Source organism: Natronobacterium gregoryi SP2, from assembly GCF_000230715.2.
Taxonomy (GTDB): Archaea; Halobacteriota; Halobacteria; order Halobacteriales; family Natrialbaceae; genus Natronobacterium; species Natronobacterium gregoryi.
The window spans coordinates 2,183,207-2,209,309 of sequence record NC_019792.1; the positions used below are offsets into that span (position 1 = coordinate 2,183,207).

The following is a 26,103-nucleotide window of genomic DNA, read 5'->3' on the forward strand; positions in this document are numbered from 1 at the left end:
GTAAGAACTGCGTACTATTCACTGATGTCGTTCGGTTCCCTTCTTCTCCGGGCGAACCGCAAGCGTCGTTCCGATGGGACACTGTCAGTGCTCTCTGAGGCATCTACACGCATTTTCGAGAGTACTGTCACCCGGGCGCTCGTTCGTCGACTTCTTCTCGATGACCAGTCCGTTTTCGAACAGCCCCAACTTCGAGAAGTTACGAGCCAGCACTGGGAATCCGATCCACAGAACACGTTCAATCCGTTTCAGTCTAAAGTTCAGATTCCAGGCAAGTCGCGGCTCGAAACGAGCGGATCGTTCGCAAACAACGAAACGTATCTGCCTCCCGAGCCGTTCGTTGCTGAGCTTCCGAATGCAACCGTGCTGGCACCGACGGGAGTCGCGCTAACGGAGGATTCGCGATTCGTCAAGGATATCGTTGCACCGCACCGATCGTCTAATTCCAGACTCGAGAAACTTCTTGCACGTAGCCTCAGATACAACGGCTATCGGGACATCCGAAACGCCGTCTCCGGTTCTGACGTGAGTCCCGATCGATGTCTGTCACTCGCGACGGTGCTGGTGCCGACCTGGCACAACTACTACCACTGGACGCTGGAGTGTCTGCCCAGACTACTTGGCGTCGAAACGTACCGCAAGCATACGAACGAGACACCGACAATTCTCTTGCCGTCTGACCCCCCTTCGTGGATGCGAGAGTCGCTCGAGTTAGTGGATGTCGACGACCTCGAAATCGAAGAGATTCGATCGGAGATCATCGACGTAGACCGACTCGTCGTGCCGTCGTACCCGTCCCCATCGAGAACGGAGTGTCACTGGCTCCGAAACCGTATTCACGACGGGCTCGATGATAGAGAACTCGATGGAGAGTCACATGATCGCGTCTACGTCACCCGTCGAAACGCGACCGTGCGTCGAGTGAAAGACGAACAGCGGCTCTACAGCGTTTTTGACAAGTACGATATGCAACCGTATGCACTCGAAGCGCTCACCATCGCCGAACAGGCGAACCTGTTCGCCGAGGCCGAACTGGTAGTCTCGCCGCACGGTGCTGGGCTCGCAAACCTCGTGTATGCGAGTTCACCGACGGTTCTCGAGTTGTTTGGTGATAAAGAAAAAACGACGTTCTACCGGTTGGCGAAACTGATGGGATTCGAGTATCACGCAATGTTTTGCGATCACGACAAAAAAGATATCGTCGTCGATCCAGACCGGTTAGACGACGCGATAGGAAGTGTTCTGTCCGGCGACCGAGACCCAGTTATCGAGGGGCGCCGTCCCGGGTCCGAATAGCCGCGCCGGCTAGCTCAGAACTCGTTTTGGTCGACGACTGATCGAACATCTGGATGAGAGAGAGAACGGACAGCGTCGTCCGATAATTCGTCTTTCGAGTCGGCCGACGTGATTTCCTCGCGGATGTTTTGCCACCTCGCATGACGTACAACCACGCGGACGGGCATGTCTTCGAGTCCGAGAACGTGGGCAATCGCTAGTCTGTGGTTGCCATCGACGAATAGGAACTCGCCATCGCGCCCGACAGCTACCGCTACGTCCGTCTTCGATCGATCGAACGCGCCACTCAAAACGATTGATTTGACGCTCTCGCTGTGAAGTTCCGACTGCGATTTGAACCCGCTCTTCCGGATCGTTTCGTAGAGTCGTTCGACGTGGTCAATTCGTCGCTCGAGGTCGTCGACAGTTCGACAGCCGTTCCAGTGTGTCTCACCGTTCTCGAGTCGTTCGAGTGTCTCCTGATAGATGTCGGTTTCCTTCCAGGGCGTGCCGTTCTCGAACCGGTCGACGACGCTTCGGTACTTGACGCTATCCTCAAGGGTCCTGCTCGAGTAATCCCAGTTACCGTCCCGAACTTCGCCGACGTGCTTCCATCGATCGATGTCTCTTGGAGCGCGATAGCGAATTCGTTGCGGGTCGGTGTTTACGATGGTGAACGGTTCTGCCGTGCGGTATGACCCATGGGACTGCTTGTACAGGTAGTTCAGATAGTAGTAGAATCCACGGTGGTTCAAATTCAGTTCTCTCAAGCCCGCTTGGATAAACGGTCGGAGCCCCTCGTTTTGAAGGATAGAAATTCCGCTCAGGAACGTGGCTCTGACGTGCTCGAGTAATCGCTGCATCAGCACACGTATTACCATTGGCAGTTACGTTGGCTTGAGTATTACTCTTTGATACGGATTGCTGTGACGATTTACCGGTGCAACCGCTGTCCGGGCGCGGTTGTGTCGAAAATGACACACAGCCGACCGCACGAAGCAGTGGGGAGCCTCTGGGGCCGATATGTATTTGCGATTTGGTCCACCACCCACTTCCATGACCAGTCCCCTCGAGCGGATGCGAGAGGTATACCGAAAGCGAGGTGCGATCGAACTCTTCTCTCGACTCGTTCGACAGATCCGTTATCAGTTTTCTGCGCGGATATTCGGCTCTCGAGTTTGGTTCCGGGCCCGAGCCTTCGCTAACTCCGTGCGGTACGAGACGGTACCCAATCCATACAAGATCACGTATATCAATCCAGATTCCGTTCAGTATTTTTCTGCACGTAAAAATAAATCTGGTAAGAATATCGCGCACACGAGATGGAAGGATATCGGTCGTGTCGCCGATGGCGATTGGGATATTCGATCTATCTCGTCGGAATATGCTATCAAAAACTCTCTCCTCTATGAGAGCATTGAAAACCACTTCGAACGAGGAGTTCCGTGGGAGCAGACCGACTACGTTGCCACGTCTCGCGAGCATCTTCGACAGGACTGTCATCAAAACACGTGGCGGGCTACCGTTCGAAGCGAGGAAGACCTCTGGGAAAGGTGCGAACAACTCGAGAAACTGTACGAGCGGATCGAAACAAGCGGGTACAAGAGCAAGCAAGAGGTGTTCGATTCGCAATCAAACGATCCGATGGGATACTACCCGCGAACGTACAAATACACGCTTGACGAGGTGATGATTGACCGTGGGCGTGATGGCGAACCACTCCTAGTCGACGGCAAACATCGACTGTTCCTCGCCAAGGTGTGTGGGATTGAAGAGATTCCGGTACTGGTCGTCGTTCGCCACCGTGAGTATGTCAATAGTGGCTGAGCGGGGGCACAGAATCTTGAGTCAGCGGACAACCACGATATTTGTCCCGAGGAACTTATATTTGCGTCGCTTCGAGTGTAGTACCACGAGAGATGTCAGAGGGTGAATTAGATGACGAAGCGGAGACGATCACCATCTACGAACTGTTAGAACGGAGCGCGGAATCTGCACTCGAGTTCCAGCGGGCGGACGGATCGTTTCCACCAGGTCGAAATTACACCTACGACGAGCCTGAGACACCCGTACGGACGACATCACACTGGACAGTGACGCTCTCCGAGGTGTACGACATAACAGGCAAAGAGAAATACCGGGAGGCAGCCGAAGCAGCTGTGGAGTATCTGCTCGGCGACGAAGTCCGGCCACACGGGTACACGTACTATTGCCGGGATGCATCCGGAAAGGACCACTGTAATGGGCTGATCGGTCAGGCATACCCGATTCGGGCACTCGCCTACGCTGGACCGATACTTGAGCGGCGAGACGCCATCGAAACGGCGGAAGAAGTGTTCACGGTTCATCCGTTCGACGCGGAACTCGGACTCTGGGAGCGGGTCGAAATCGACGGAGAAAAGCTCTCGTTCGACAGGACGTTGAACCACCAGATTCTGTTTGCGGCTGGTAGTAGCAAACTGGCCTCGGAGTCAGATATCGTTGCCGACCGAATCACGTCTTTTCTCGACCGTCTCCCGGCGAACATGGAACTCCGCTCCGATGGTCTACTAAGACATTACGTTCGTCCGTCTCCAACTGATGTGGTCAAGACGGTCTTCCGTAGCTCGAGGCACTGGTTGTTGTTGCTGAACGAGGCAGTATTTCACTACTACTCGCGTTCCGCTGAACGGCGGAAAAAAGAAATTGGTTACCAGCCCGTAAATCTCAAAGGACTGGCCCAATTGCGCTTGCAGTTTCCGGAGCACAGTGTCTGGTCGAACGAGACGATACGAACTGCTATCGAGGCTTTCGACGCGAACGAGTGTACCGACGTCAGTTATGGTAGCACCACTCCCGGTATGAGTTTCTCGCTGGCGGAGTATGCTTTCTCTGCCGATCCCGATCGAATAACGTCCTTGATAGAGATGGATCTCGACGATCAGTTAGATCACGAGAGCTATCTCCTCACTTCGGACACTGTGAGTGATTTCGATCAGTCGGCCTCGATTTCGCTTTTGGTAGAGTTGCCGGAGTACGATGTGTGTGTCGGACCGTAGTCACCCAATCTGTAGAACGATGTCCCGATCGTTATCCGTCGGGATTTATATGAGAGTGACCGCAAGCAGCCAGATACGACCGTCTTGAAGAGTGAGTCCTCGTGGTTGATAAATGAGAGACGATACTGGTGTTTCGGTTGTAATTCCGGTCTATAACGACCCTGAAGGGATCAGAACGACCCTCCACTCGCTCGTGTCCCAGTCGGCACGGTCCTACGATGTCTTTCCCGTCGATAACGATTCGACGGACGGGACGGGTAACGTTATCACCGAAATCGCTGACGAGCATCCGGAACTCGTTCACGCGTGTGAGGAGACGGACATTCAGTCGTCCTATGCGGCTCGCAATACGGGCATCGAACACGCCTCCGGTGACGTTCTTCTCTTTCTCGATGCAGACGTGTGGGTCCCCGAAACCTGGATCGAAGACATGGTCGCCGTCCTCGAGTCAAACGACTACGACTACCTCGGCTGTAACGTCGAAGTCGTCGCTGGCGACCAGCCTAATTTCTGGGAGTGTTATGAACACTCGCTCTCGTTCCCCGTCGAGACATACCTCGAGAACAAACACTTCGCTCCGACTTGTGCACTCGCGGTCAGACGCGAGGTCTTCGAGGAAGTCGGACTGTTCGACGAACGTCTCGAGTCTGGCGGCGACAAGGAGTTCGGCCAGCGAGTCCACCGCGCTGGTTTCGAACAGGGCTACGCTGAGGACGTGACTGCGTCTCATCCGGCACGTGAGTCCTGGGATGCCCTCCGATCGAAGGCACTCCGGATCGGGCGGGGGCGCGCACAGAAGCGTCGGTACCACCCGGAGCACGGCGACACCCATCCGCTGCATCCGATCAACGTTCTCCCACCGAGTCCGTTCCGTCTTCGGCGTCGCTTCTCGGGCCAGGACGTCTCGCTTCCGTCACTCGTCGGGTTCTATCTGCTCGAGTACGTCTTGAAACTCACCCAGAGCTACGGGATGCTTCGAGAAACGCTCGCACAACGACAATCGAAACGCGAAGAACCCTGACGATGATCTCGATCGTCGTCCCCGTCTACAACGACCCCGGCGGCATCGCGACCACTCTCGAGTCTCTCCTAATTCAGACCATTGACGACTACCGAATCGTCGTCGTCGACAACGACTCCACCGACCGCACCCCGGAGATCGTTCGCTCCTACGAAGACGACCACGACCATCTCACCCTCGTCCACGAAACGAAGATCCAGTCGTCCTACGCGGCTCGCAACACCGGCATCCGGCATGCCGACGGCGACGTCCTCGCGTTCGTCGACGCCGACATGACCGTTCCCGAAGACTGGCTCGAGTCCGCGCTCGAAACCTTCCAGACCACAGACGCCGACTACCTGGGCTGTAACGTCGAGCTCACGCTCCCCGATACCCCGACACTCGCAGCCCGGTACGACCACCACACCGGGTTTCCCGTCGAGGGCTACCTCGAGTCCCAGCAGTTCGCCCCGACGTGCTGTCTTCTCACTCGACGAGCCGTCTTCGAAGACGTGGGCCTGTTCGATCATCGCCTCGAGTCCGGCGGGGACAAAGAGTTCGGCAACCGGGTTCACGACGCCGGCTACGATCTCCACTTCGCTGCGGATGCCACGATGTACCACCCGACGAGGAACACTCTCCGTGCACACGTGAAAAAAGATCGCCGCGTCGGTCGCGGGCTCTGCCAACTGCAACGTTACCATCCCGATCGGTACGGTACGCCCGGCGTTCCACCACGTCCAAGCGGGATCAAACGTCCCGCTCGAGAGCTCCCGACGAGTGACCGACTCGCCTTCGGTGCACTCTCGAAATTCCTCACCGCCGTCCGTGGGCTGGGCTACTACGAGGAGTATCTTACCGGAGAGAGCCGCGGGGATTTCGAGGGCGTTCCACGACTCGAGCCGTGACGAGTACGGGCAGTCGCGACGGATAGAATCAATCGGCCGTCGCGGCGTCACGATCGGCGACCAGCTCCGATCGGTCGACACCCGCCAGCCCGTAGAGGTAGCCGAACCCGACTGCCGCGGTGAAGACGACGATCGTCACGAGTTGTTTCGCCTTCGCCGTCGACGGCCGTCGCAGGAGCGACGACAGTCGGTCGGGAACGAACTCGAGGAGTAACTGTTTCAGATACTCGTTTTTGTCGCCCGAGGCTTCGGGCAGCAGGATGTCCATGATACGTTTCGAGTATCCCTGCCAGAACGACCGGCCGACGAGCCACCGGAACTCGCCTCTGTAGTCGAAGAGTTTGTGATGGACCACGGCGTCGGTGTTGTAGAGCACGCCCTTGCCGTACTGGTTGTTCATCCGGATGCAGACGGGTGCCTCGTGGGCCTGGATGTGTCGATCACCCTTTCGGCCGGTGTTCTCGTCGTAGCCGCCGACCTCGAGGAAGACGTCTCGTCGGTAGGAGATGTTCGAACCGTAGGTGTTTCGCAGTTCCTCCATGTGCTCGCCGAAGCCGCGTTCGTCACAGCCGACGAGCCAGTAGAACTCCTCGGGGAAGAAGTCGGGTTTTTCGGTGACCCAGTCGGGAGCGACGTGGCCGCCAACCGCGATCGCGTCCGTTTCCTCGTAGACGCGGGCGAGTTCCGCGATCCAGTCTTCCTCGGCGACCGCGTCGTCGTCGATGAACGCCACGACGTCGCCGGTCGCGATCTCGGCCCCTCGAGTGCGACTGTAGGAGATGCCCTGGTTCTCGTCGTTGCAGTGGAGGACGACGTCCTCGAGGTCGCCGTACTCGTCTTTGACTCGGTCGAACACCTCCTCGTTGCCGTCGACGACGAGGACGACCTCGAGTGGGTCGTAGGTCTGTGCGAGGACGCTGTCGACACACTCCGAGAAGACGTCGTACCGCTCCATCGCGTACGTGCACACGACGACGGAAACCTTCATTGAACGATCGATTACCGGGAGCGTCGAATAAGCCTTTTCGTTCCCTGATGACGCCGCCGTCTCTCCTACGGCTGTCCGACGACGGACTGTTGTACGCGGTCGACAGTCCCATCGGGTGCGAGTCGCGGCGTCCCCGCAGATCGGGACAGCAACCCGCGTCAGTCGTCCGATTCCGGGATCGAAACACCGCAGGTATATGACAAGGCTTATTCTTGGGTTGGGTCTGTTGTGACCTAATGAGTACCGAGACCGAACGCGTCGAGGACGGGACGGAGACGTCTCTCCTCGAGACGTGGGAAGACTGGTATCACCTCCCGATTCTGGGGGCTGTGATGCTGTTTATGTTCTGGGTGCGAACCCAGTCGTACGACAGGTTCGTCACCGAGGATGGAACGGCCGCTCTGGCTGGCGTCGACTCGTGGTACCACTGGCGGACCGTCCAGTGGACTGCCGAGAACTATCCGTCCACGATGCCCTACGAGATCTGGACGAGTTTTCCGACTGGCCGGTACGTCGGCCAGTTCGGGACGCTGTTCGACCAGCTCATCGTCACGGTCGCGATGATCGTCGGACTCGGTGATCCGTCGACCGAGACGCTATATATGGTCTCGCTGTTTGCCGTCCCGGCGATGGCTGCCCTCGTCGCGATTCCCGTGTTCTACGTGGGTCGGCGACTCGGCGGGACGCTCGGCGGCATCGTCTCGGTCTTGCTTCTCGCTCTCGCGCCGGGACAGTTCCTCACCCGGACGACGGCGGGGCAACTCCAGCACCACGTCGCCGAGGTCCTGTTTATGGCGATCGCGGTGCTTGCGATGATGGTCGCACTTCGGGTCGCCGAGCGCGAACAGCCGATCTACGAACTCGTCGTCGACCGCGACTGGGAGACGCTGCGGGAGCCGACGATCTACAGCGTTCTCGCGGGGATTGCACTCGCCCTGTACATCTGGGTGTGGCCGCCGGGGATCGTGTTGATCGGTATCCTCGCGGTGTTTTTCACGATCCAGCTCTGTCTCGACTACGTCCGAAACGTCTCGCCGGACCACGTCGCGTACGTCGGGGCAGTCAGTCTCGGCGTGACCGCTCTCATCACGGCGCTTCTCATCGAGGAGCCGGGAACCAGCGTGACGAGTTTCGGCTACCTCCAGCCCGTCAGCGCGGCACTCGTTGCTGTCGGCTGTGTGTTCATGGCCTGGCTCGCACGCCAGTGGAACGCTTCCGGGATCGACCGGCGGTACTATCCGGTCGCCATCGGTGGCCTCATCGTCGGGGCGTTCGCTGCGATGGCGGTCGTCCTTCCGGACCTCTACAGTACGTTCGTCGGTAACTTCACGAGTCGGGTGCTTCCGCTGGACCCGGGAACCGGTGCACAGACCATCCAGGAAGCACAGCCACCGGGCGACTTCGGTGAGCACGTCTTCAGCGAGTTCGGTGCGGCCTTCTACACGATGGTCGCCGGGCTCGCGTTGCTCGTCGCCCGACCCTACCTGGGACGGGAGTATCGAACCGAGTACACGCTCGTCCTCGTCTGGTCGCTGTTCCTGATTAGTATGGCAGCGACCCAGGTCCGGTTCGCGTACTATCTCGTCTTGGCCGTCGCCGTCGTCAACGCAGTCTTCGTCGCGGAAGTCGTCCGCTTTTTCGACTTCGACGTCAGAGACGGCGTCGATTCTATCCGCCAGGTCGAGGCCTACCAGATCATCATCCTGCTCGTGGTCGCGATGTTGCTATTCGCACCGTTGCTCCCGCCGGTCGCTGCCGAGGGCACGACCGCGATGGATCGTGGCGAGATGGCCCAGCCACACCACGACGCGATGACCTGGGAGGACTCGAACCACTGGCTCCAAGAGAACACCCCCGAACCCGGTAACTGGGGTGACGCCGAGTACGCCGACGAACTCGAGCTTTACGGCACCTACGAGTATCCCGAAGGCGAGAACTACGCCTACCCCGATGGGACCTACGGCGTTCTCTCCTGGTGGGACTACGGCCACCTGATAACGACCCAGGCCGAACGGATTCCACACTCGAACCCGTTCCAGTCGGGTGCAACGTCGTCCTCGGAGTTCCTGACTGCCGAGTCCGAAGAACACGCAGAGCTCACGCTCGATGCGATCGCACTCGACGAGTCACCCGAGGACAGCTCTACCGACGAGCTCAGAGAACTCGTCGGCGACGCCGACCCCGACGAGGAGATCCGGTACGTGATGATCGACGATGCGATGGTCGCCGGCAAGTTCAGTGCGATTGCCTCGTGGACGGAACCTGGTCCGGACCACTACACGACGCCGCCGGAGTTCGAGCCGACCGATCAGATCCCGCGCGACGAGATCCCACAGGAACTCAGCGACATGCCCTACTACGATACGGCTGTCGCACAACTGTACTTCGACGACGCGTCGGGAATGGAGCACTACCGGCTCGTCCACGAGAGCGACGCACAGCCGGAAGTACTCGTCAGCTACGCGATCGTCGATTCCGAAACCGACAACGTCGTGGTCGACGACGGAGCCCCGCAGGTGTTTGTCAACCAAAACTACGCACAGGCACAGGCAGCTCTCAACTTCTACGACCAGCATCCGCAACTCGACTACGAAATCTTCGACGATCGACTCGTCTCACCCGTCAAGACCTACGAGCGCGTCGACGGCGCGACGCTTACTGGATCGGTCGACGATCTCGACGCCGACCTCGACGATGACGCGACCGTGACCGCAGCCGTCGAACTCGACACCGGTGTCGACCGCGACGAGAGCGAAACACCGCTCTACGCGCAGGAAGCCGAACTCGAGGACGACGGTTCGTTCGAACTCACAGTGTCGTACGCGACGAACGACGAACTCGGCGTCGAAGACGGCTACACCGACAGTGCCGTCGAAACGGTCGACGACTACGAGATCGTCGTCGAAACCGGCGGCGACACGTACGAGGCCCAGCAGGAAGTCCCCGAGACGGCAGTCGTCGAGGGTGAAACCCTCGAGGTCGAGTTCGAGTCGGCCGACGACGACTGAGACGGTTTGCTGTCAGTCAGTTCCGGCGCAGCCGCGAGCCATCCTGCGGGTGGGCCGGTACATCGGGACAGCAGTCCGTCTGAGACGAGATGTATGCTGACTCCCGTAAACTGGCGGCGTTCGTGGTTGCGAACTTGAAACGCCCACCGCTGAGCGGAATCGACGATGCCGCGATGCTCGAAACTCTTTGCTTCCCATCCGCTCGGGAGTCCTCCGCGTTCACGCGGAGAAACATGCCAATTTCGGTCATTTTCGCTGTCTCTACGCTCGAGGTAGACACATCGGGAACTCGAGACAGCACTCCGTTTGAGACGCTCTCGTGTACTCGTGTGGTGCAGTCACGAGCGGCGTCGCGGTCGTGTCGTTACTGACCGCCAGTGTCTGTGGACAGTTCACTACGACGTCTAGTATCGTCCCAAGTCTACTCTGACTAGTGCACTCCACTTCTGATCGAGAATCGTGATCGGTTTGGGCCAACTCTCAACTAGTCGGTCCACACTTGGGACAGTACTAGCTGGTCGACCCGGAGTCTCTCTCTTTTCGGGTGGATCGCTGTCTGGCCTGTCGACACAGCCGTCGCCGTTGTGCTGACGTGGTCGTCATACGGGTTGGTGGGAGTCGTTTCCGGTGCGACCGCGAACTCTCCTGCGGTCGCGCCGGGACAGCGGGACAGCAGTCCGTATCAGGGTCGAGACGGAACGTCGCTCGAGTGTGTTGTCACCTGCTGTGCCGGGTTCCCGCCCACCGCCTCGTATGAACATAAAAAGAAAATCGCTCTTCTGTAGGAGATTGTTGATACTGCTCAGCTGTCGCTGTAGAATCGAAGAGAGCAAGGACACCGCGTCAGCGGTGTCCGTTAGGCATGATCCCGCTAGATGTGTTTGGGTCGGAATCGGTCGCAGCGGACCTGTTAGAGCAGGTTCGCTGGCGTAACGGTGTTACTTGCCCTCGCTGCCGTTCTGACCTGACGGTCAAGAACGGTAGCTATGGGCACTTTCAGCGCTATCTCTGTAAGAATTGCGACCGCACGTTCAACGACAAGACCGGCACAATCTTCGCCCATTCGAAAGTCGCACTCAGAAAGTGGCTGTTCTCGATTTACGCGTTTCTCCGGTTTAACACGAGTCTTCGTCAACTTCAGATAGAGATCGACGTCCAGTACAAAACGATCTATCAGCGCGTCGAGCGCTTCACGAAGGCGCTTGATGCACCTTCGCTTGACCTTGTCGGACCGGTCGAAATCGATGAAGTCTACGTTTCTGCAGGGCTGAAAGGCCGCGAGCGCGACCAAGAGTCGCGCTCGCGTGGCCTGTCCACGCGTGGGCGAGGAACGTACGAGCAGGACAAACCGCCGGTGTTCACGATCGTCGATCGTGGCACCGGCGACCGATACGTGATCCCAGCGAAATCAGCCGACGAATCGACGATTCGGCTCCTTCTCGAAAACCGTCAGAAGGAGCCACTGACCGTCTACACTGACGGATTTCGTGCCTACGATCCACTGGCCGAGGACGACGCATTCGACCGCGAATACGTCGTCCACGGCGACGGCGAATACGCCAACGAAAACGTACACGTCAACACCTGCGAGAGCCACGGATCGCTGCTGCGACCGTGGCTCTCGCCTCATCGAGGCATCTCAAAAGACAAGCTCACACAGTATCTCCGAGCGTTCCAACTTCGACGAAAGCTACTGCGGAAACCAGGGAGAGAAGCGCTCAAACACGCTATCAAAGCGACGCTATGAGATCAACAAAGTGCTACACAAGAGCGAAGAAAATTATACACTTAGTGTTTTTGGCCAGTCAGGCTAATTGTCATATAGTGCTCTAGAAACGTTCTTAGGAGAGTTTTCGGGCAATCTAGTGTTAATTATATAGCTATTTGAAGCTTCTGAACAGAAAGCTTATTATGGGACGATTATACTCTCCGAGTACCCCTGCCCGGAAGGCCGAGTGGGCGCGCGAAATGGTGTTGGACGTGCTGATAACGGCCGCCTCCGGTGAACTGCTCGTTAACCAACCCAAGCGAACGAAACTACAACATAACACATGACAAGCGATCCATCATATCGTGAAAAGGGACGTGCAGTGTTCCTAGCAGCGATTATGATCGTCTCTGTCTTCGCGATGTCCGCAGCGTTTGCGGGCACCGCGGTGGCAGACGACCCCGAAGAAGAAACGCTCGAACAGGCATACGACGACCCTGGTCCGGTGTGGGTAGACGGTGACGTCGAAACCGCCTACCTCGGCCAGGAAATCGAGATCGAAGGCGACAGTCTCGAGGGAGAAAGTTCGGTCATCCTGTACGAAGGCCCAGCCTCCCTCGACGATCCGGACCGAGTAGCCTCGATCCAGATCTACCACGATGAGGATCGTCACTGGGGCGAGTTCGAAACTGCCGACCTCGAGCCGGACGAAGCCTACCACTTCGCTGCTGGTAGCTCCGAGTTCGACGGCGAAGAGTTCTGGACCGACGAAGAAGACCTCGACGTCGAGTTCGACGTCAACACCGTCACCCAGGACGAAGCGGTCGACCTCGAGTTCGACTCTGAACGAGATCTCCAGCATCTCAACGTCACCAGTGACGACTTCGACGGTGACGAGCTCGACGACATCTTCAGCTACACGGACGGGTGGCAAAACGACTACACTGACGACGTGCTGACGCTCGAGAACGTCCCGGCGGACATCGACATCGAGGTCGAGTTCGACGACGTCGATCCCGACGAGTACGAGTTCGAGTTCGAGACGACCGACTCCTTTGCGTGGGACAACGCGTCGATCGAAGTCGTCGACGACGACGCATCCGTCGACTTCGCCGACGACATCGGTGGCGAGCGCGGTGACGTGGTCGATATCCCGATCGAACTCGAGCACGTCCAGACCGGTGCCGTCCAGATCGGCGACTACGACGACGACAACTTCCAGGCTGCCGCCCAGTTCGACGTGGACGACTACAGCGCTGACGAGATCACGCTGCAGTTCGATACGTACGCGCCGAACGAGGGTGAGGACTCCTGGTCCGTCCACCCTGACGACGAAGACGAGTACGACGTCGAGATCCTCGAGGCCGAGACGTCGATCAACTTCGACGAAGGCGAGGCACTCGGCGTGCACGACTACGAGATCATCGCTGGCACGTCCTACGACGACGAAGGAGAGCACGCAGCCGTCGAGGACGACTCCGAGACGGACACGAACTTCTTCAGTGTCTTCGAGCCGGAGCCGGTCAGTGACGTCGACTTCGAGATCGCGCCGGCTGGCACCGACCTCGGTGACTACGAGGAATACGACGAGGCACACACGACGTCTTCGTCCGACGTCGCCTTCCACGACGAACTCGTCGTTACTCTCGAGGACTTCGGCATGTCCGGTGCCGTCGACGCTATGAGCGACGACGACGTCGGTGCGATGCTCGAGGATGCAGGTATGAACCTCACTCTCGAGGAGCAAGACCCTGGTCCGAACGTCGACGCGATCGTCTGGTCGACTGCGTCCGACGACGAGGACGCGGACTACGAGATCGACGTGACTGCGGTTTACACCGATCTCGAGGACTACGACGGTGACCTCGTTGCGACGATCGACTACGCCGACGCCGAGGCGTTCGACGAAGGTGGCTACGACCTGACACTCGAGGTCACCGAAGACAGCATGTTCGCTGACGACGAGGACGAGGAGATGGAGATCGAGAGTTCCTTCGAGGTTCTCGAGCCGGAGCTCGACCTCCACCCGGACAACGACGAAGTGCCGAACAGCGACGACGCTGAAGTGACGGGGACGACGACGGTCGCGCCCGGTAGCGAGATCAGTACGAGTGCGTCGTCGGCCGGTAACTTCACCGACGGTGCCGATGCGGTTGTCGACGCGGACGGGACGTTCACTGCTGTCTACGACTTCAGCGAGTACGAGGCTGGCGTCGACTTCGAACTCGAGGCCGAGCACGACGACCGTTCGGAGTTCGAGGACTACGCTGACGACCTCGAGGACGACATGGATGCTGTGTTGGTCGACGCTGAGGACCCGTTGATCAACCTCGATGCGACCGCGCCCGGTGAGGTCGAGCCTGGCGAGGATGCTGCGCTCGATGTGACTGTTAGTAACGATGGTGGCGCGTCCGACGATGTCGACGTGGTTGTCACGATCGATGGCGAGGAACTCGAGAACGAGACGGTCACTCTCGATGCTGGTGACGAGTGGAGCGAGAGCTTCGAGTTCGACACCGCCGAGGAAGCGGACATCGATTGGGAGGTCACTGCTGGTGAGGAGGCTGACAGTGACACGGTGACTGTCGTGGCACAAGAGGAGCCTGACGACGAGGATGCTGACGACGAGGATGCTGTCGACGATGGCGCTGGTGACGACGACGAGGAGCCTGCCGATGACGACGAGACGCCTGGCTTCGGTGTTGCCGTTGCTGTCGTCGCTCTGCTGGCTGCAGCCATGCTGGCGCTGCGTCGTCAGGAGTAACTAACTGAATCACGCGGTTCAGTTTCTGCGGCAGTTCGTATTTTTTCGACGCTGGTCACGCTCGGGAGCGGCTGCTGGCGGTCGCAATCGGCGGTCGTAATCAGTTGTTGTCGACTGGTGATCCAGGTATTGACTCGAGGATCGCCCTGACGTGTTTGTGACGTGATATCACTGGTCGTTGGTAATCCGGGGGTTTTGACCAGATCCCAAAACCGGCGCTTTGTCGTCTGAAAGGCCGAGTAATCGCTAATTACGCTTGGGAAAACGTATGTTGAAATCGTACCGATCGCTGATGTATCAGACAGAAAGCTTATTACGGGGTAGGGTCTTGCTTCGGATACCCCTACCCGGAAGGCTGTGTCGGCTTGCGACGATGTGCGGGTCGTGCCGATAACGGTCGCTTCCGATCTGATCGCGCGATAACCAACCTAAGCGAACGAAACTACAACACAAACACAACACATGACAAGCGAACCTTCATATCGTGAAAAGGGACGCGCAGTGTTCCTGGCAGCGATTATGATCGTCTCTGTCTTCGGGATGTCCGCAGCGTTTGCGGGCACCGCGGCGGCATACGATGGTGATTTCGATGATGACGATGCCTTCGAAATCACTATCGAAGACGACACGATTGACGCAGATGAAGAGGTAACGACCACGGTTACAGTTGATGTTCTCGATCACGGGGATGTTGACGAGGGTGAAGTCGAAGAAATCGACATCAACAACCCATCTGAGGGTGACGATGCCGGCGTTCAGAGCCCCGACTTCGATGCTGGGACTGAAGAGCTCGACGTAACTCTCAACCCCGATGGTGACGAGAGTAACTTCGACCTTACTGTCACCGTTGCCGCTGAGGACGATGGCGATCACGATGAAGACTTTGTAGAAGAACTGCCGATCACCGTCGAAGAACCTGACACAGTCGACGACACGCAGGAATACGACGATGACGGTCCTGTCTGGGTCGATGGCGAGGACGGCCCCGTCTACATCGGACAGGAAGTCACGATCGTGTCCGAAGAATTCGCAGAGCAGACTAATGGCGACACTGCAGACGACGTCAGTGCTGTCATCCTCTACGAAGGTCCGGAAAGCCTTGACGAGGATGACCGAACTCACGTGACGTCGATCGAAATTCAGGACGACGACGACTATAAGCACCCATACGGTGAGTTCGAAACCGACGACCTCGAGCCAGGCGAAGCCTACCACTTCCACATCGGCGGCGAAGGTCACTACGCCTTCGACGGTGAGGAGTTCTGGACTGACGAGGAAGACCTCGATGCTGATTTCGGCGTCAACACTGTCCCACAGGATGACACTGCCGAAATCGAGTTCGAGAGCGAACGTGACGACATGTTCCTCAACGTCACCAGCGAAGACGTCGACGGTGACGACCTCGAGGACTACGTCGAGAGCACGTCCGACATCGACGAGTACGAAGCCTACACTGACGATGTCCTGACGCTCGAGGGCGTCGACGACGGTGCCGAACTCGAGATCGACTTCGATGAGTTCGACACTGGTACCTACGAGTTCGAGTTCGAATCCACCGACTCGTTCGCGTGGGATAACGCGACGGTCGAAGTCACCGATGAAGACACCGGTGTCTACTTCGCCGACGATCCGATGGGCGAACAGGGTGACATGATCGAGATCGTGCTCGAACCCGAGCACACCGAAGAAGGTGCTGTTCAGGTCGGTAACTGGGAGGACGACTACTACCAGTCCACTGTCGAATTCGAAATCGACACTGCCGACGCTGACGAAATCGTGCTCCTGTTCGACACGGACGACCCAGAAGATCCCTGGAACGTCCCTGAAGAGTACGAAGACGATTACGATCTCGACACTCCTAACGATGCAACCTTCACCGGTTGGGATACCGACGACGAAGACGTCCTCGGTGTCTACGACTACGAGATGACCTCCGGCACCTCGTACGAGAGTCTCGACTACGGCGATGATGATGATAACGTGCCGGCGAGCTCGGGAGATGCTCCGTCCGAGGCGGACGGCGATGGTGACTTCGCTACCGTCGCAGAAGACGACGAAACTGACACGACGTTCCTCCGTGTGACCGAACCCGAAACGATCTCGGACGTCACGCTGGAACGAGCGCCACACGACACTGACTTCGACGACGCCGACGACCTCGAGGAAGCCTACGAGGACGACCTCGTCACGGAGGATGACGTCGTCGCTCACGGTGACGAACTGCTCCTGATCCTCGAAGACTTCGGCATGTCCGGTGCTGTCGACGACGAGAACGACGCCACCGCCATCTTCGAGGACGCCGGCATGAACGTCACCATCGAGGAAGAAGACCCTGGTCCAAACCAGGACGCAGCCTGGTGGACGACCTACGAAGTCGCTAAGCATCTCGATGACTACGAAGGAGACGACCACTCTGACAACGATGTCGCGCAGCTAGAGACCAGCAACGTCATCCAGGACTTCAACGAGTACGACGGTGACCTCGTGCTCCAGATCGACTACGAAGATATGGACATGCCTGGTGACCGCTCGGCTGACGACGACGCCGAAGGCCTTGACTTCGGTGAATACGAGATTACCTTCGAGGCAACCGACGACAGCATCTTCGTCGACGACGACGAGGACGCTATCGAGTTCACGACCGAGTTCGACCTCGAGGAGCCCGAACTCGACCTTCACCCGGACAACGACGAAGTGCCAAACAGTGACTCGGCTGAAGTGACCGGCACGTCCAACATCGCGCCTGGTGCAGAGATCGGCACTGACGCGGCTTCGGAAGGTAACTTCACCGACTCCGAAGACACGATCGTCGACGCCGACGGCACCTTCACCGCTGTCTACGACTTCACCGAGTACGACGCTGCCACGCCGTTCGAACTCGATGCTGAAGCCGACGAAACCACCTACGACGACCGCGGTGACGCCGAGGACGACATGGACGCCGTCCTCGTCGCCGCTGAGGACCCACTGATCAACTTCGACGCGGCCGCACCCGGTGATGTCGAGCCTGGTGACGCTGCCTCGCTCGACGTGACCGTCAGCAACGACGGTGGAGCCTCCGACGATGTCGACGTCACCGTCACGATCGACGGCGACGACGTCACGGACGAGACCATCACCGTCGACGCAGGTGACGAGTGGAGCGAGAGCTTCGACTTCGACACCGCTGACGAAGCTGACATCGACTGGGACGTCACTGTCGACGACGAATCCGACAGTGGCACTCTGACCGTCGCCGAGGAAGAGGACCCTGTCGATGAAGACGAGGACCCCGTCGATGAAGACGAGGACCCTGAAGACGAAGAGGAAGAACCCGCCGATGACGACGAGACGCCCGGCTTCGGTGTCGCCGTCGCCGTCGTCGCTCTGCTCGCCGCAGCCATGCTCGCGCTGCGCCGACAGAACTAACTGACTGAACCAGCCGGTTCAGTTTCCGCCGCAGTTCGCTTTTCTTTCACCGACCGCAACACCCGCTAGCTGCAGCGCTGTTTTTCCGGTCGCACAGTCGTCGCCACCGTGCTCACGCGAGTCGAAGGCGACGACGCACGCGGCGTCGATCCAGACCTGTCGAATCGTGTTGCAGGCCGTGACAGGCGAGCGCGAGCGTCGAGTCGGTTTGTGACGGCTGACGCCACTGCTCGCAGGATCGATGTCTCGGTCTGGCTCGTACTCCGCCAAGCGTCGACTGCTGAGTGAACCCAGACGACTGCATTCGGTTTCACTCATCCGTTCGGGCTTGCCAACGCACTCGAGGCCGCTCGACGCGGCAGTCGGTCCGACTCTGTCGTTTCCTGTTCCATCGATCGAACCGACCTCACTGCCGTCTGTCGATTCGCTGTCCTTTCCAACACTCACCAGCTCGGTTTTTACAGTTACGTTTATAAAATAATAAGGTAAATTTATTGCTTCTGGAGATAACCATTAGTCTGCAATGTCCGAGACCGACAGCATGGCTGACTACCTCGCACAGCACCCACGACTGATCGGCGCACTGTTTACGATGTTCGTCCTCCTGAGTCAGACGGGGACGGCCGCAGCCTCGACCGCGTCCCAGGTCGGACCGTAAAAAACGTCTCGCGGCTTACTCGAGTGGCGTCGATCCGACGCCGTGATACCACTGCAGTTCTCCGTCGAGTCGAACCGGCGGGTCGTTCCAGATGAAGTACTCCTCGAGAGCCTCGCGGTCGACTCCGGTAAACGCGGTTCGGTCGGGGCCGAGGTGCCGATCCGCGACGGACGGCAGCGTCGATTCGGTCGTCGTTCCGAGTTTGAACTCTTTTGTCGAGTACGACTGGACAGCAAAGTCGAACCCGTCTTCGTGGCGCTCGAGGTCGATCAACGCCGGTGCGCCGCCGTCGGATTGGGCGATGTCGGTCGAGCCGTCACCGATGATGAGATACCGATCGTCCATGTCGGCGTGGTCGCGGGCGATTTCGAGTGCGCCACGGAGCGGGAATCCGCAGTTGAGTAGTTTGGCCATCGTCTCACCGGCTTCGACTGCCTGTTCGTTGTCCACGTCGACGTGTGTGCCGACGCCGCCGTATGCGCCGTGTCGCGTCAGTGCCAGCCCCTGTTCGTATGAGCGACAGGCGTTTAGAAAGAAGACGCTGACGGTGACGGATTCGAGGGTTCGGACGTCGAGTTTGCCGTCGGGACAGCGCAGGCCGTCTTCGGTCGCGTGGCCGATGTAGTGAAAGAAGTCGTAGTCGCCGTCGGACAGCAACGCGGCGAGCCGATCGGTGTCGACGCCGAACTCCGAGTCGACGTCGAACGGCACTCGCTCCTGGGTGCCGTAGGTGTCGTCGAGCAGGTCGTGTTCCTCGAGCATCCGGGCGTCGTTACAGACGAGCAGGATGTCGATCGACTCCTTGCGCGACCTGCGATCGAGTTGGTTCCGGTAGGCTTCGACGGTCGCTTTCGACGCGCCGTAGGGGATCGCGTCCCCGAACCAGGCGTGTTCGACCGACTCGGTGGTGACGTCGGGGTCGACCAGCGCTGTCTCCGCCGTCCCGGGTGTCGGCGATCGGTCGAGTTGCCGTGATTCGCTGGCAGACCGGACGAGCTGTGAGTCGGCGGGCGTCGCTGGCGAGGGTGCTGGCGTCTCGCCGAACTCGTCGATCTCGGTCCCGCGAGCCTGACGGATCACGCCGAGTTCGTGCGTGACGAAGGGGACGAGTTCGACGCTGTTCGGTTCGGCCGGGACGTGAGCCGTCAGTGGCCAGCGTGGGACGTACGGCTCGAGTCGCTCGAAGGGGATCTCGAGGTATCGATCTAGTCGCTCGGGCAGTGACGCGTCGTAGATCGCCGCGAGGTCGAACGGGAGGTCGTCTTCGAGTGCGTTTCGTTCGTGGAGGTCGGACTGGAAGATGCCTTCCGTTCGGGCGAGACAGTCGAGGAAGAACGTCCGTTTGAGAAGTTGTGCCATCGCGTCTTCGAACGCCGGCCCTGTTGGTAACGGGCGTTCGAACTGGTCGGTCGTGAGGGCTGGCTCGTCGCCAGTTTGGAGGTCGGCTCCGAGGAAGAACGCGAGCGGCGCGGCGGCAAAAAGCGCCGCGTACGTGGGTGGGATCGTCAGCGTGACGCCGGTGTCGGGCTGGTCCCGGTCGATCGCTGCTGGGACCTCGAGTCGCTGCCCGAGTTCGATCAGCGGTGGGTGTCCACGCAGTGTCGGCCAGGTTCGCTCCGGCGAGGTCGTCTTCAGCGCGGAGGCCGATGCCGAGACCGCGGTCAGCATCGACTCGAGGTCGGGCGGCGTCGTGATCGTCCCTGCCGGTCGATCGTGCAGTGATCTGGCTCCGACGACGATCGTCGCGTCCTGCTCGAGGGAGAGGCGAAACGATCTGAGTCGCCGTTCGACTTGTCCGACCGCCTCGACCCCGACGTAGAGTTTGATGGGGCCGGTCACGCCGACGAACTGGCGGCGGTCGTCGAGTGGGTCCGTCTCGCCGATTTCGAGGCTCGACTCGGTCACGCCCGCGTCGTCGTGGAGTGTGATGGCGTACGGTCGATCGAAGACGAGTTCGTCCGTCTCGATCGTACACGTCGTGTCGACGGGAAACGGAAACGCCGTCGGGGACGCTTCCTGGGGTGTGGTGACGGCTCCCGTTTCGAACCGAAGCCGTCGTTGTTCGATCGAATCGTACACTTCGAGCCCCACGGGGTCCGTCGTTGCCTCGATGTCGATCATTACTCGTAGATAGCAGACGTATGAGACGCGACGAGCAAAAGTCCCTGCGGTGCTGTCCCGGCGACAGACTGGCAGACCGGCACGCGCACTCGAGTGGATCGGCCCCGTTCCCGTTCTGTCGCTTGAATCCGACCGTTTTAGCCTGTGGGTCACTGACGGGCGGATATGACAGTTACTCCGCCGCTCGTGTTGGACGTCGACGGGACACTCACCCGTCCGGAGGGGAAGGGAATCGACCCGCGTCTCTTCGATCCGCTGCGGGAGTGGGACGCCCCCGTCGTCGTCGCGACCGGGAAGGCCTTCCCCTACCCCGTTGCACTCTGTCACTTCGTTGGTTTGTCTGAGCTGGTCGTCGCCGAGAACGGGGGCGTCGTCTACACCGGCGACGACGTCTTTTTCACCGCCGACCGTGCGGCCGCCCAGGCCGTCGTCGAGGAGTACCGCGACGCCGGCTACGACCTGGGGTGGGGCACAGAAGACACCGTCAACCGGTGGCGCGAAACCGAAATCGCCGTCGCCCTCGAGTCGCCCGTCGAACCGCTGCGTGAGATCGCTGCCAGTCGTGGCCTCGAGGTGGTCGACACCGGCTACGCCTACCACGTCAAGGACGCGAACCCGAACAAGGGGACGGGCGTCGAGCGGATCGCCGACCACGTCGGCTTCGACCCCGAGACGGCTGTCGCCGTCGGCGACTCGGTCAACGATGTCTCCACTTTCGAACTCGTCGGTCGGAGCTTTGCGGTCGCAAACGCCGACGAGTCAGCCAGGGTGGCCGCAGACGAGGTGCTCGAGGAGTCTCACGCCGACGGGACGCTGTCGGTGCTCGAGCGGGTTCGTGGCGACACTGGTTGATCGCTCTCTTTCTCAGAACGCTTTTCTTTCGCCCGACGAACCCCTCCGTATGGTATTGGACACGTTCGTCGCGGTCTTCGGGCTCGTGACGACGGCTGGGCTTTTCGGTTGGACCTATCGGGACGCTAGCCGCGTTTCGGTCTCGCGGCCGGTGCTGTGGGCTGGGATCGTCGCGGGGGCCTTCGCCGTCGGGCTCGGACTCTACCTGTTCGCGACGGTGCCGATGACCGGTGTCATCCTCACTGCCAACACTGGACTCGTCCTCTATGGGTTCGAACGCGAGGTCGTGAACGAAGACGACGAGCCAGCGGAGCCGGGAACGCTCCCGGAGCGGGAGTGATCGAACGCTCCGGTGTGGGACCACACGTCTTTTGTCCGCGCCCGTCCAAGCGCGGGCAACATGAGCGAGCCCGCCGATTCCGGCGTCGGCCCGGGGATCGACGCAGACGACGGGGGACCGGCCCAGGTCTCGAGTCCGGACTATCACAGCGAGAACCATACGGCGGCCCAGACCTGTGGCTGGACGGCAAACGCCTTGCGTGGGGAGGGCAAGTGCTACAAGAATATCTGGTACGGGATCGAGTCCCATCGCTGTATCCAGATGACTCCCGTGGTCAAGTGCAACGAACGCTGTGTCTTCTGCTGGCGCGACCACCAGGGCCACGCCTACGAATTGGGCGACGTCGAGTGGGACGACCCCGAGGCGGTCGTCGACGCTTCGATCGACCTCCAGAAGAAACTGCTGTCGGGCTTTGGCGGTAACGACGAGGTTCCCCGCGAGGTCTTCGAGGAGGCGATGGAACCCCGCCACGTCGCTATCTCCCTGGACGGTGAACCGACGCTGTATCCCTACTTGCCGGAACTGCTCGAGGCGTTTCACGACCGCGACATCACGACCTTCCTCGTTTCGAACGGTACCAACCCCGACGTCCTCCGGGAGTGTGAGCCGACGCAACTGTACGTCAGCGTCGACGCCCCCGAACGCCACACCTTCGACGAGGTCGTCAAAGCCGTCGCGGACGACGCCTGGGAGCGACTGCTCGAGACGATGGCCGTTCTCGCCGAGAAAGACGAGACTCGCACCGTCTTGCGGACGACGCTCGTCGATGGTGAGAACATGCACCACCCCGACTGGTACGCCGGGTTCTATCGGCTGGCAGATCCCGATTTCGTCGAGCTCAAGGCCTACATGCACGTCGGCCACTCACAGGGGCGACTCGACCGTTCCTCGATGCCGGACCACGAGACGGTCGCGGCGTTTGCCCGCGAGGTCGGCGAGTACATGCCCGAGTTCACGGAGTGCAAGGAGGTTCCGCCGTCGCGTGTCGCCTTGCTCTCGAAGACGGACGACACGTGGGTGCCGAAACTGAAGAAAGAAAGCGAGTTCTGGGCACGGGAGCCCGACCGGTAACTGACACGACGGCAGCCGTCGGACGGCGAGACCGTTCTGATCGACCGGGCGGTAGACGCGGAGGTGACGCCGATCGGTCCTCGATGCGTGGCGACGAGCGGTCGAGTCGACCGACGACGGAGTTGGTGGCTCTGCCTTTCTCGAGGGTGACACGTTGGTCGTATCGTCGGTGCTGTCCGAATCGTCGTGATGGTCGAGTCGGAGCTGTCCACGACGGGAACTCGTTGGCTGGCAGAGACCGAGCCGTCGGACGTGCTCGTGACCCTCGCGGAGACGTGGCTCCGTCTCGGGGAGTCTGTTGCCGACACGCTGTCAGTAGCCGACATCGGTGGCTTTTTGCGTCGGTCGTCCAATCGGACTCTACTGGGGAGACACCGACGCGCACCATAACGATTCTGGGGAGCGTTCCACTTTCGATATGCTTTTGGGGGACGACATCTAATCCGAAGCTATGTCAGTTACATCGGAGTCCGCCGTCGGCCCCGACGAACTCGCCGCACTCAAGCTACTCGCACTCGAGGGCGGGCTCGAGGGCGACGTCAAACTCTCTTGTTCTCAACTCGCAGACCGACTCGAGGCGTCGAACCAGACCGCTTCGCGTCGACTCCAGCGACTCGAGGGGGCGTCCCTGATCGAACGTGACACCGTCAGCGACGGGCAGTGGGTCACCGTTACCGAGGATGGCGAACGCGTTCTCCACGCCGAGTACGAGGACTACCGCCGCGTCTTCGAGACTAATTCGACGGTCGAACTCGAGGGGACTGTCACGAGCGGTATGGGTGAAGGCCGCCACTACATCTCACTGCCGGGGTACAAGCGACAGTTCGCGGACCGGCTGGGCTACGAGCCGTTCCCGGGGACGTTGAACCTGGATCTGCGGGAAGACAGTGTCCGGCGACGCAGTGCGATCAGTTCGCTCGAGCCGGTCTCTATCGACGGCTGGGAGGACGACGAGCGCACGTACGGTCCTGCAGTCTGCTATCCTGCGACGATCGAGACGAGCGAAGGGGAGAGCTACGAGAGCGCCCACACGATCGCCCCGGACCGCACTCACCACGACGAGGACCAACTCGAGGTGATCGCGCCTGACAAACTCCGCGAGGACCTCGACCTCGAAGATGGGGACTTCGTTACCGTCCGCGTGGGTGATCGGCGATGACCGGAACCGACCACGCGGGTCCTCGGTCGGACGTCGGTGTCGACGAGAGCGACAGTCAGCCGGCCGATCCGATCGAGCGCGCTCTCGAGTCGCTGCGGGCCGGCGAACCGGTGCTCGTCCACGACGCTGCCGACCGCGAGGGTGAGACGGATCTCATCTATCACGCCGACGCCGTCACGGACGACGCCGTTGGCCGACTGCGAAACGACGCCGGTGGGCTGATCTGTGTCGCATTCGCCCACGAGGTCGCGGAGGCGTTCGGCCTCCCGTTCTACACCGAGGCGGTCGACCACCCAGCGACTGCCGGTCACGACCTGGGGTACGACGAACGGTCGTCGTTCTCGCTGACGGTCAACCACCGCGACACCTACACGGGGATCACGGACACCGATCGCTCGCTGACGATCCGTTCGCTGGGCGACGCCGCCGCCAATCCGGGGGAGACGACGTTCAGCGAGGAGTTTCGCGTCCCCGGCCACGTCCACCTCCTGAAGGCCGCACCCGACCTGCTCGCTCAGCGAGAAGGCCACACCGAACTCGGCGTCGCGCTCGCCGACGCCGCCGACCTCTCGCCCGCAGTCGTCGTCTGTGAGATGTTAGACGACGAGACAGGCGAGGCGCTGTCTCCCGACGACGCCCGGGCGTACGCGACCCGCCACGACTTTTCGTATCTCGAGGGGCGAGACATCCTCGAGCGACTGGGTTAGTCGTCAGAGCCGAGCGCCGACTCGCTCGCGGGTTCGTCGGTTCCGGGCCCGCTCCGGTAGACGGCATAGAGTATCAAGACGGCGATCGTGAGGTCGACGCCGTGTTCGACGAGGTGGTGGATGGTCATGGGTACGACTCCGAACGCAGTGCCGAGCCCGACGAACGACCGTCCCACGAGCAGCCCGAGCACGATCGTGATCAACAGATAGCGAAGCGATCGACGCCGCGAGTAAGCGACCACGCCACAGAGAAAGAGAATCGTCGTCCCCAGCACTGCCAGTACGATCACCGCGAGCAGGATCGGTGCGAGTTCGGGATCTAGCCAGCCGACCTCGAACGGACTCGTGTGCTCCATGCCCCTCGGTAGTACCGAGCAGTTGCCGACGTATGTACTTTTACTGTTCGGCAGGTGATACGTACTCCCGTCGTATGACCCGTTCTCAATTACCGGGAACGGGCGAAAGCCGTTATCAGCGTCCCCCCTCTACTCACGGATAGTTACCGGTCGAGCAATCTATGAACGAGACTAGACGCCAGATCAGAGTACACGTTCAGCGCAACGCTGGCATTCACTTCAACGAACTCGTCAGGGAGTCCGACTTCGCGCCAGGGCAGATCCAGTATCACGTCCGGCGACTGCTCTCTCAGGACGAACTCGTCCGCGGCGAGTACTACGGCCGGACCCACTACTATCCACTCGGCTACGACGAGTGGGAACGGGCCGCACTGGCGCTGTTTCGCCGCGAAACGGCCCGCGAAATCGTCGTCTACCTGATCGAACACGACTCGGTCGCACCGAGCGAGGTCGCGGATGCCCTCGAAGTCGCTCGCAGCACCCTGGAGTACCACCTCGATCGGCTCGTCGAACGCGATATCGTCGAGAAACGGTACGACCACCGGAGCCGAGTGTTGCTCTCGCTTGCCAACCCCGAACGGACCGGCGAGTTGCTCTCGGAGGTCGAACCGACCGTTCCCGATCGGCTGCTCGACCGGTTTACCCGGCTGGTCGACGAACTGCTCGAGGGGACGCCCGACCCCCAGTAACGGAAGCGTCCGGGTTCCGTTTCGTTTCGTCTCGTCACTGTCGGTTCGCTGCG

The 26,103-nt window shown here is 60.1% G+C and carries 20 protein-coding genes; 16 read left to right on the forward strand and 4 right to left on the reverse strand.

The window, feature by feature from the left end; genetic code table 11:
- The first annotated feature begins 525 nt into the window (after positions 1–525).
- Positions 526–1,296 (forward strand): glycosyltransferase family 61 protein, encoded by a 771-nt coding sequence (locus NATGR_RS19935; RefSeq protein WP_161605748.1) that lies wholly within the window; start codon positions 526–528, stop codon positions 1,294–1,296.
- 14 nt (positions 1,297–1,310) lie between these two features.
- Here the strand turns inward: NATGR_RS19935 and NATGR_RS10935 are convergent, their stop codons facing one another.
- The gene (locus NATGR_RS10935; RefSeq protein WP_139222394.1) at positions 1,311–2,030 is read right to left on the reverse strand and encodes a chromosome partitioning protein ParB; all 720 of its coding nucleotides are present in this window, start codon (positions 2,028–2,030) and stop codon (positions 1,311–1,313) included.
- A 301-nt stretch (positions 2,031–2,331) separates the two neighbouring features.
- On the opposite strand from NATGR_RS10935, the gene NATGR_RS10940 reads away from it, so the two are divergent.
- The 4 genes from NATGR_RS10940 (at position 2,332) to NATGR_RS10955 (ending at position 6,221) form a co-directional block, all read left to right on the forward strand.
- Entirely contained in the window at positions 2,332–3,102 is a 771-nt protein-coding gene (locus NATGR_RS10940) for a hypothetical protein (RefSeq protein WP_015233588.1), read from the forward strand.
- A 92-nt stretch (positions 3,103–3,194) separates the two neighbouring features.
- Positions 3,195–4,313 carry an AGE family epimerase/isomerase gene (locus NATGR_RS10945; RefSeq protein WP_005579330.1) on the forward strand — a complete coding sequence of 373 codons (1,119 nt, stop codon included), beginning with the start codon at positions 3,195–3,197 and terminating at the stop codon, positions 4,311–4,313.
- 112 nt (positions 4,314–4,425) lie between these two features.
- A complete protein-coding gene (locus NATGR_RS10950; protein ID WP_015233589.1) occupies positions 4,426–5,334 on the forward strand; it encodes a glycosyltransferase in 909 nt (302 codons plus the stop codon).
- Positions 5,335–5,336: 2 nt separating this feature from the next.
- Complete coding sequence (locus NATGR_RS10955; RefSeq protein ID WP_005579334.1) at positions 5,337–6,221, forward strand: glycosyltransferase; 885 nt, start codon at positions 5,337–5,339, stop codon at positions 6,219–6,221.
- Between the two features lie 28 nt (positions 6,222–6,249).
- Here the strand turns inward: NATGR_RS10955 and aglG are convergent, their stop codons facing one another.
- Positions 6,250–7,209, reverse strand: a complete 960-nt coding sequence (aglG, locus tag NATGR_RS10960) for a glucosyl-dolichyl phosphate glucuronosyltransferase (protein WP_005579336.1) — start codon at positions 7,207–7,209, stop codon at positions 6,250–6,252.
- Positions 7,210–7,445: 236 nt separating this feature from the next.
- Between aglG and NATGR_RS10965 the strand changes: the two genes are divergently transcribed.
- The 5 genes from NATGR_RS10965 to NATGR_RS20435 all read left to right on the forward strand — a co-directional run bounded on the left by NATGR_RS10965 (position 7,446) and on the right by NATGR_RS20435 (position 18,755).
- Entirely contained in the window at positions 7,446–10,217 is a 2,772-nt protein-coding gene (locus NATGR_RS10965; RefSeq protein ID WP_005579338.1) for an oligosaccharyl transferase, archaeosortase A system-associated, read from the forward strand.
- An 862-nt stretch (positions 10,218–11,079) separates the two neighbouring features.
- Complete coding sequence (locus NATGR_RS10970) at positions 11,080–11,964, forward strand: IS1595 family transposase (RefSeq protein ID WP_015233210.1); 885 nt, start codon at positions 11,080–11,082, stop codon at positions 11,962–11,964.
- A gap of 304 nt (positions 11,965–12,268) precedes the next feature.
- On the forward strand, positions 12,269–14,689 hold the full coding sequence (locus tag NATGR_RS10975; RefSeq protein ID WP_015233590.1) for a BGTF surface domain-containing protein: 2,421 nt from the start codon (positions 12,269–12,271) through the stop codon (positions 14,687–14,689).
- Between the two features lie 462 nt (positions 14,690–15,151).
- Complete coding sequence (locus NATGR_RS10980) at positions 15,152–18,097, forward strand: BGTF surface domain-containing protein (RefSeq protein ID WP_015233591.1); 2,946 nt, start codon at positions 15,152–15,154, stop codon at positions 18,095–18,097.
- 523 nt (positions 18,098–18,620) lie between these two features.
- Positions 18,621–18,755, forward strand: coding sequence for a DUF7503 family protein (locus tag NATGR_RS20435; RefSeq protein WP_005579343.1), 135 nt, complete (start codon positions 18,621–18,623; stop codon positions 18,753–18,755).
- Positions 18,756–18,770: 15 nt separating this feature from the next.
- Here NATGR_RS20435 and NATGR_RS10990 read toward each other — a convergent pair whose 3' ends face one another.
- Positions 18,771–20,876, reverse strand: coding sequence for a hypothetical protein (locus tag NATGR_RS10990; protein WP_005579344.1), 2,106 nt, complete (start codon positions 20,874–20,876; stop codon positions 18,771–18,773).
- A 165-nt stretch (positions 20,877–21,041) separates the two neighbouring features.
- Between NATGR_RS10990 and NATGR_RS10995 the strand changes: the two genes are divergently transcribed.
- The 5 genes from NATGR_RS10995 to ribB all read left to right on the forward strand — a co-directional run bounded on the left by NATGR_RS10995 (position 21,042) and on the right by ribB (position 25,005).
- Entirely contained in the window at positions 21,042–21,728 is a 687-nt protein-coding gene (locus NATGR_RS10995; protein ID WP_005579345.1) for a phosphoglycolate phosphatase, read from the forward strand.
- Positions 21,729–21,777: 49 nt separating this feature from the next.
- Positions 21,778–22,068 carry a hypothetical protein gene (locus NATGR_RS11000; RefSeq protein WP_005579346.1) on the forward strand — a complete coding sequence of 97 codons (291 nt, stop codon included), beginning with the start codon at positions 21,778–21,780 and terminating at the stop codon, positions 22,066–22,068.
- 60 nt (positions 22,069–22,128) lie between these two features.
- Complete coding sequence (gene twy1 / locus NATGR_RS11005; RefSeq protein ID WP_005579347.1) at positions 22,129–23,139, forward strand: 4-demethylwyosine synthase TYW1; 1,011 nt, start codon at positions 22,129–22,131, stop codon at positions 23,137–23,139.
- 451 nt (positions 23,140–23,590) lie between these two features.
- On the forward strand, positions 23,591–24,298 hold the full coding sequence (locus tag NATGR_RS11015) for a DUF120 domain-containing protein (protein WP_005579349.1): 708 nt from the start codon (positions 23,591–23,593) through the stop codon (positions 24,296–24,298).
- Positions 24,295–25,005: a 3,4-dihydroxy-2-butanone-4-phosphate synthase gene (gene ribB / locus NATGR_RS11020; protein ID WP_005579350.1), complete on the forward strand. Its 711-nt coding sequence runs from the start codon at positions 24,295–24,297 to the stop codon at positions 25,003–25,005. The genes NATGR_RS11015 and ribB overlap by 4 nt, the downstream gene beginning before the upstream one ends.
- Here ribB and NATGR_RS11025 read toward each other — a convergent pair.
- Entirely contained in the window at positions 25,002–25,361 is a 360-nt protein-coding gene (locus NATGR_RS11025; protein WP_005579351.1) for a DUF7471 family protein, read from the reverse strand. The two genes, ribB and NATGR_RS11025, sit on opposite strands and share 4 nt — an antisense overlap.
- Positions 25,362–25,522: 161 nt before the next feature.
- Between NATGR_RS11025 and NATGR_RS11030 the strand changes: the two genes are divergently transcribed.
- Positions 25,523–26,050, forward strand: coding sequence for a winged helix-turn-helix transcriptional regulator (locus NATGR_RS11030; protein ID WP_005579352.1), 528 nt, complete (start codon positions 25,523–25,525; stop codon positions 26,048–26,050).
- Positions 26,051–26,103 lie beyond the last annotated feature (53 nt).

What these genes read in the sequence shown, in the direction of transcription:
- NATGR_RS10975 (WP_015233590.1), top strand. Translation starts at nt 12,269, where the DNA reads ATGACAAGCGATCCATCATATCGTGAAAAGGGACGTGCAGTGTTCCTA.
- NATGR_RS11025 (WP_005579351.1), bottom strand. Translation starts at nt 25,361, where the DNA reads ATGGAGCACACGAGTCCGTTCGAGGTCGGCTGGCTAGATCCCGAACTC.
- NATGR_RS10955 (WP_005579334.1), top strand. Translation starts at nt 5,337, where the DNA reads ATGATCTCGATCGTCGTCCCCGTCTACAACGACCCCGGCGGCATCGCG.
- NATGR_RS10965 (WP_005579338.1), top strand. Translation starts at nt 7,446, where the DNA reads ATGAGTACCGAGACCGAACGCGTCGAGGACGGGACGGAGACGTCTCTC.
- NATGR_RS10990 (WP_005579344.1), bottom strand. Translation starts at nt 20,876, where the DNA reads ATGATCGACATCGAGGCAACGACGGACCCCGTGGGGCTCGAAGTGTAC.
- NATGR_RS10995 (WP_005579345.1), top strand. Translation starts at nt 21,042, where the DNA reads ATGACAGTTACTCCGCCGCTCGTGTTGGACGTCGACGGGACACTCACC.
- NATGR_RS10950 (WP_015233589.1), top strand. Translation starts at nt 4,426, where the DNA reads ATGAGAGACGATACTGGTGTTTCGGTTGTAATTCCGGTCTATAACGAC.
- NATGR_RS10970 (WP_015233210.1), top strand. Translation starts at nt 11,080, where the DNA reads ATGATCCCGCTAGATGTGTTTGGGTCGGAATCGGTCGCAGCGGACCTG.
- NATGR_RS11030 (WP_005579352.1), top strand. Translation starts at nt 25,523, where the DNA reads ATGAACGAGACTAGACGCCAGATCAGAGTACACGTTCAGCGCAACGCT.
- NATGR_RS11000 (WP_005579346.1), top strand. Translation starts at nt 21,778, where the DNA reads ATGGTATTGGACACGTTCGTCGCGGTCTTCGGGCTCGTGACGACGGCT.
- ribB (WP_005579350.1), top strand. Translation starts at nt 24,295, where the DNA reads ATGACCGGAACCGACCACGCGGGTCCTCGGTCGGACGTCGGTGTCGAC.
- NATGR_RS10940 (WP_015233588.1), top strand. Translation starts at nt 2,332, where the DNA reads ATGACCAGTCCCCTCGAGCGGATGCGAGAGGTATACCGAAAGCGAGGT.
- NATGR_RS10945 (WP_005579330.1), top strand. Translation starts at nt 3,195, where the DNA reads ATGTCAGAGGGTGAATTAGATGACGAAGCGGAGACGATCACCATCTAC.
- NATGR_RS10980 (WP_015233591.1), top strand. Translation starts at nt 15,152, where the DNA reads ATGACAAGCGAACCTTCATATCGTGAAAAGGGACGCGCAGTGTTCCTG.
- twy1 (WP_005579347.1), top strand. Translation starts at nt 22,129, where the DNA reads ATGAGCGAGCCCGCCGATTCCGGCGTCGGCCCGGGGATCGACGCAGAC.
- aglG (WP_005579336.1), bottom strand. Translation starts at nt 7,209, where the DNA reads ATGAAGGTTTCCGTCGTCGTGTGCACGTACGCGATGGAGCGGTACGAC.
- NATGR_RS20435 (WP_005579343.1), top strand. Translation starts at nt 18,621, where the DNA reads ATGTCCGAGACCGACAGCATGGCTGACTACCTCGCACAGCACCCACGA.
- NATGR_RS11015 (WP_005579349.1), top strand. Translation starts at nt 23,591, where the DNA reads ATGTCAGTTACATCGGAGTCCGCCGTCGGCCCCGACGAACTCGCCGCA.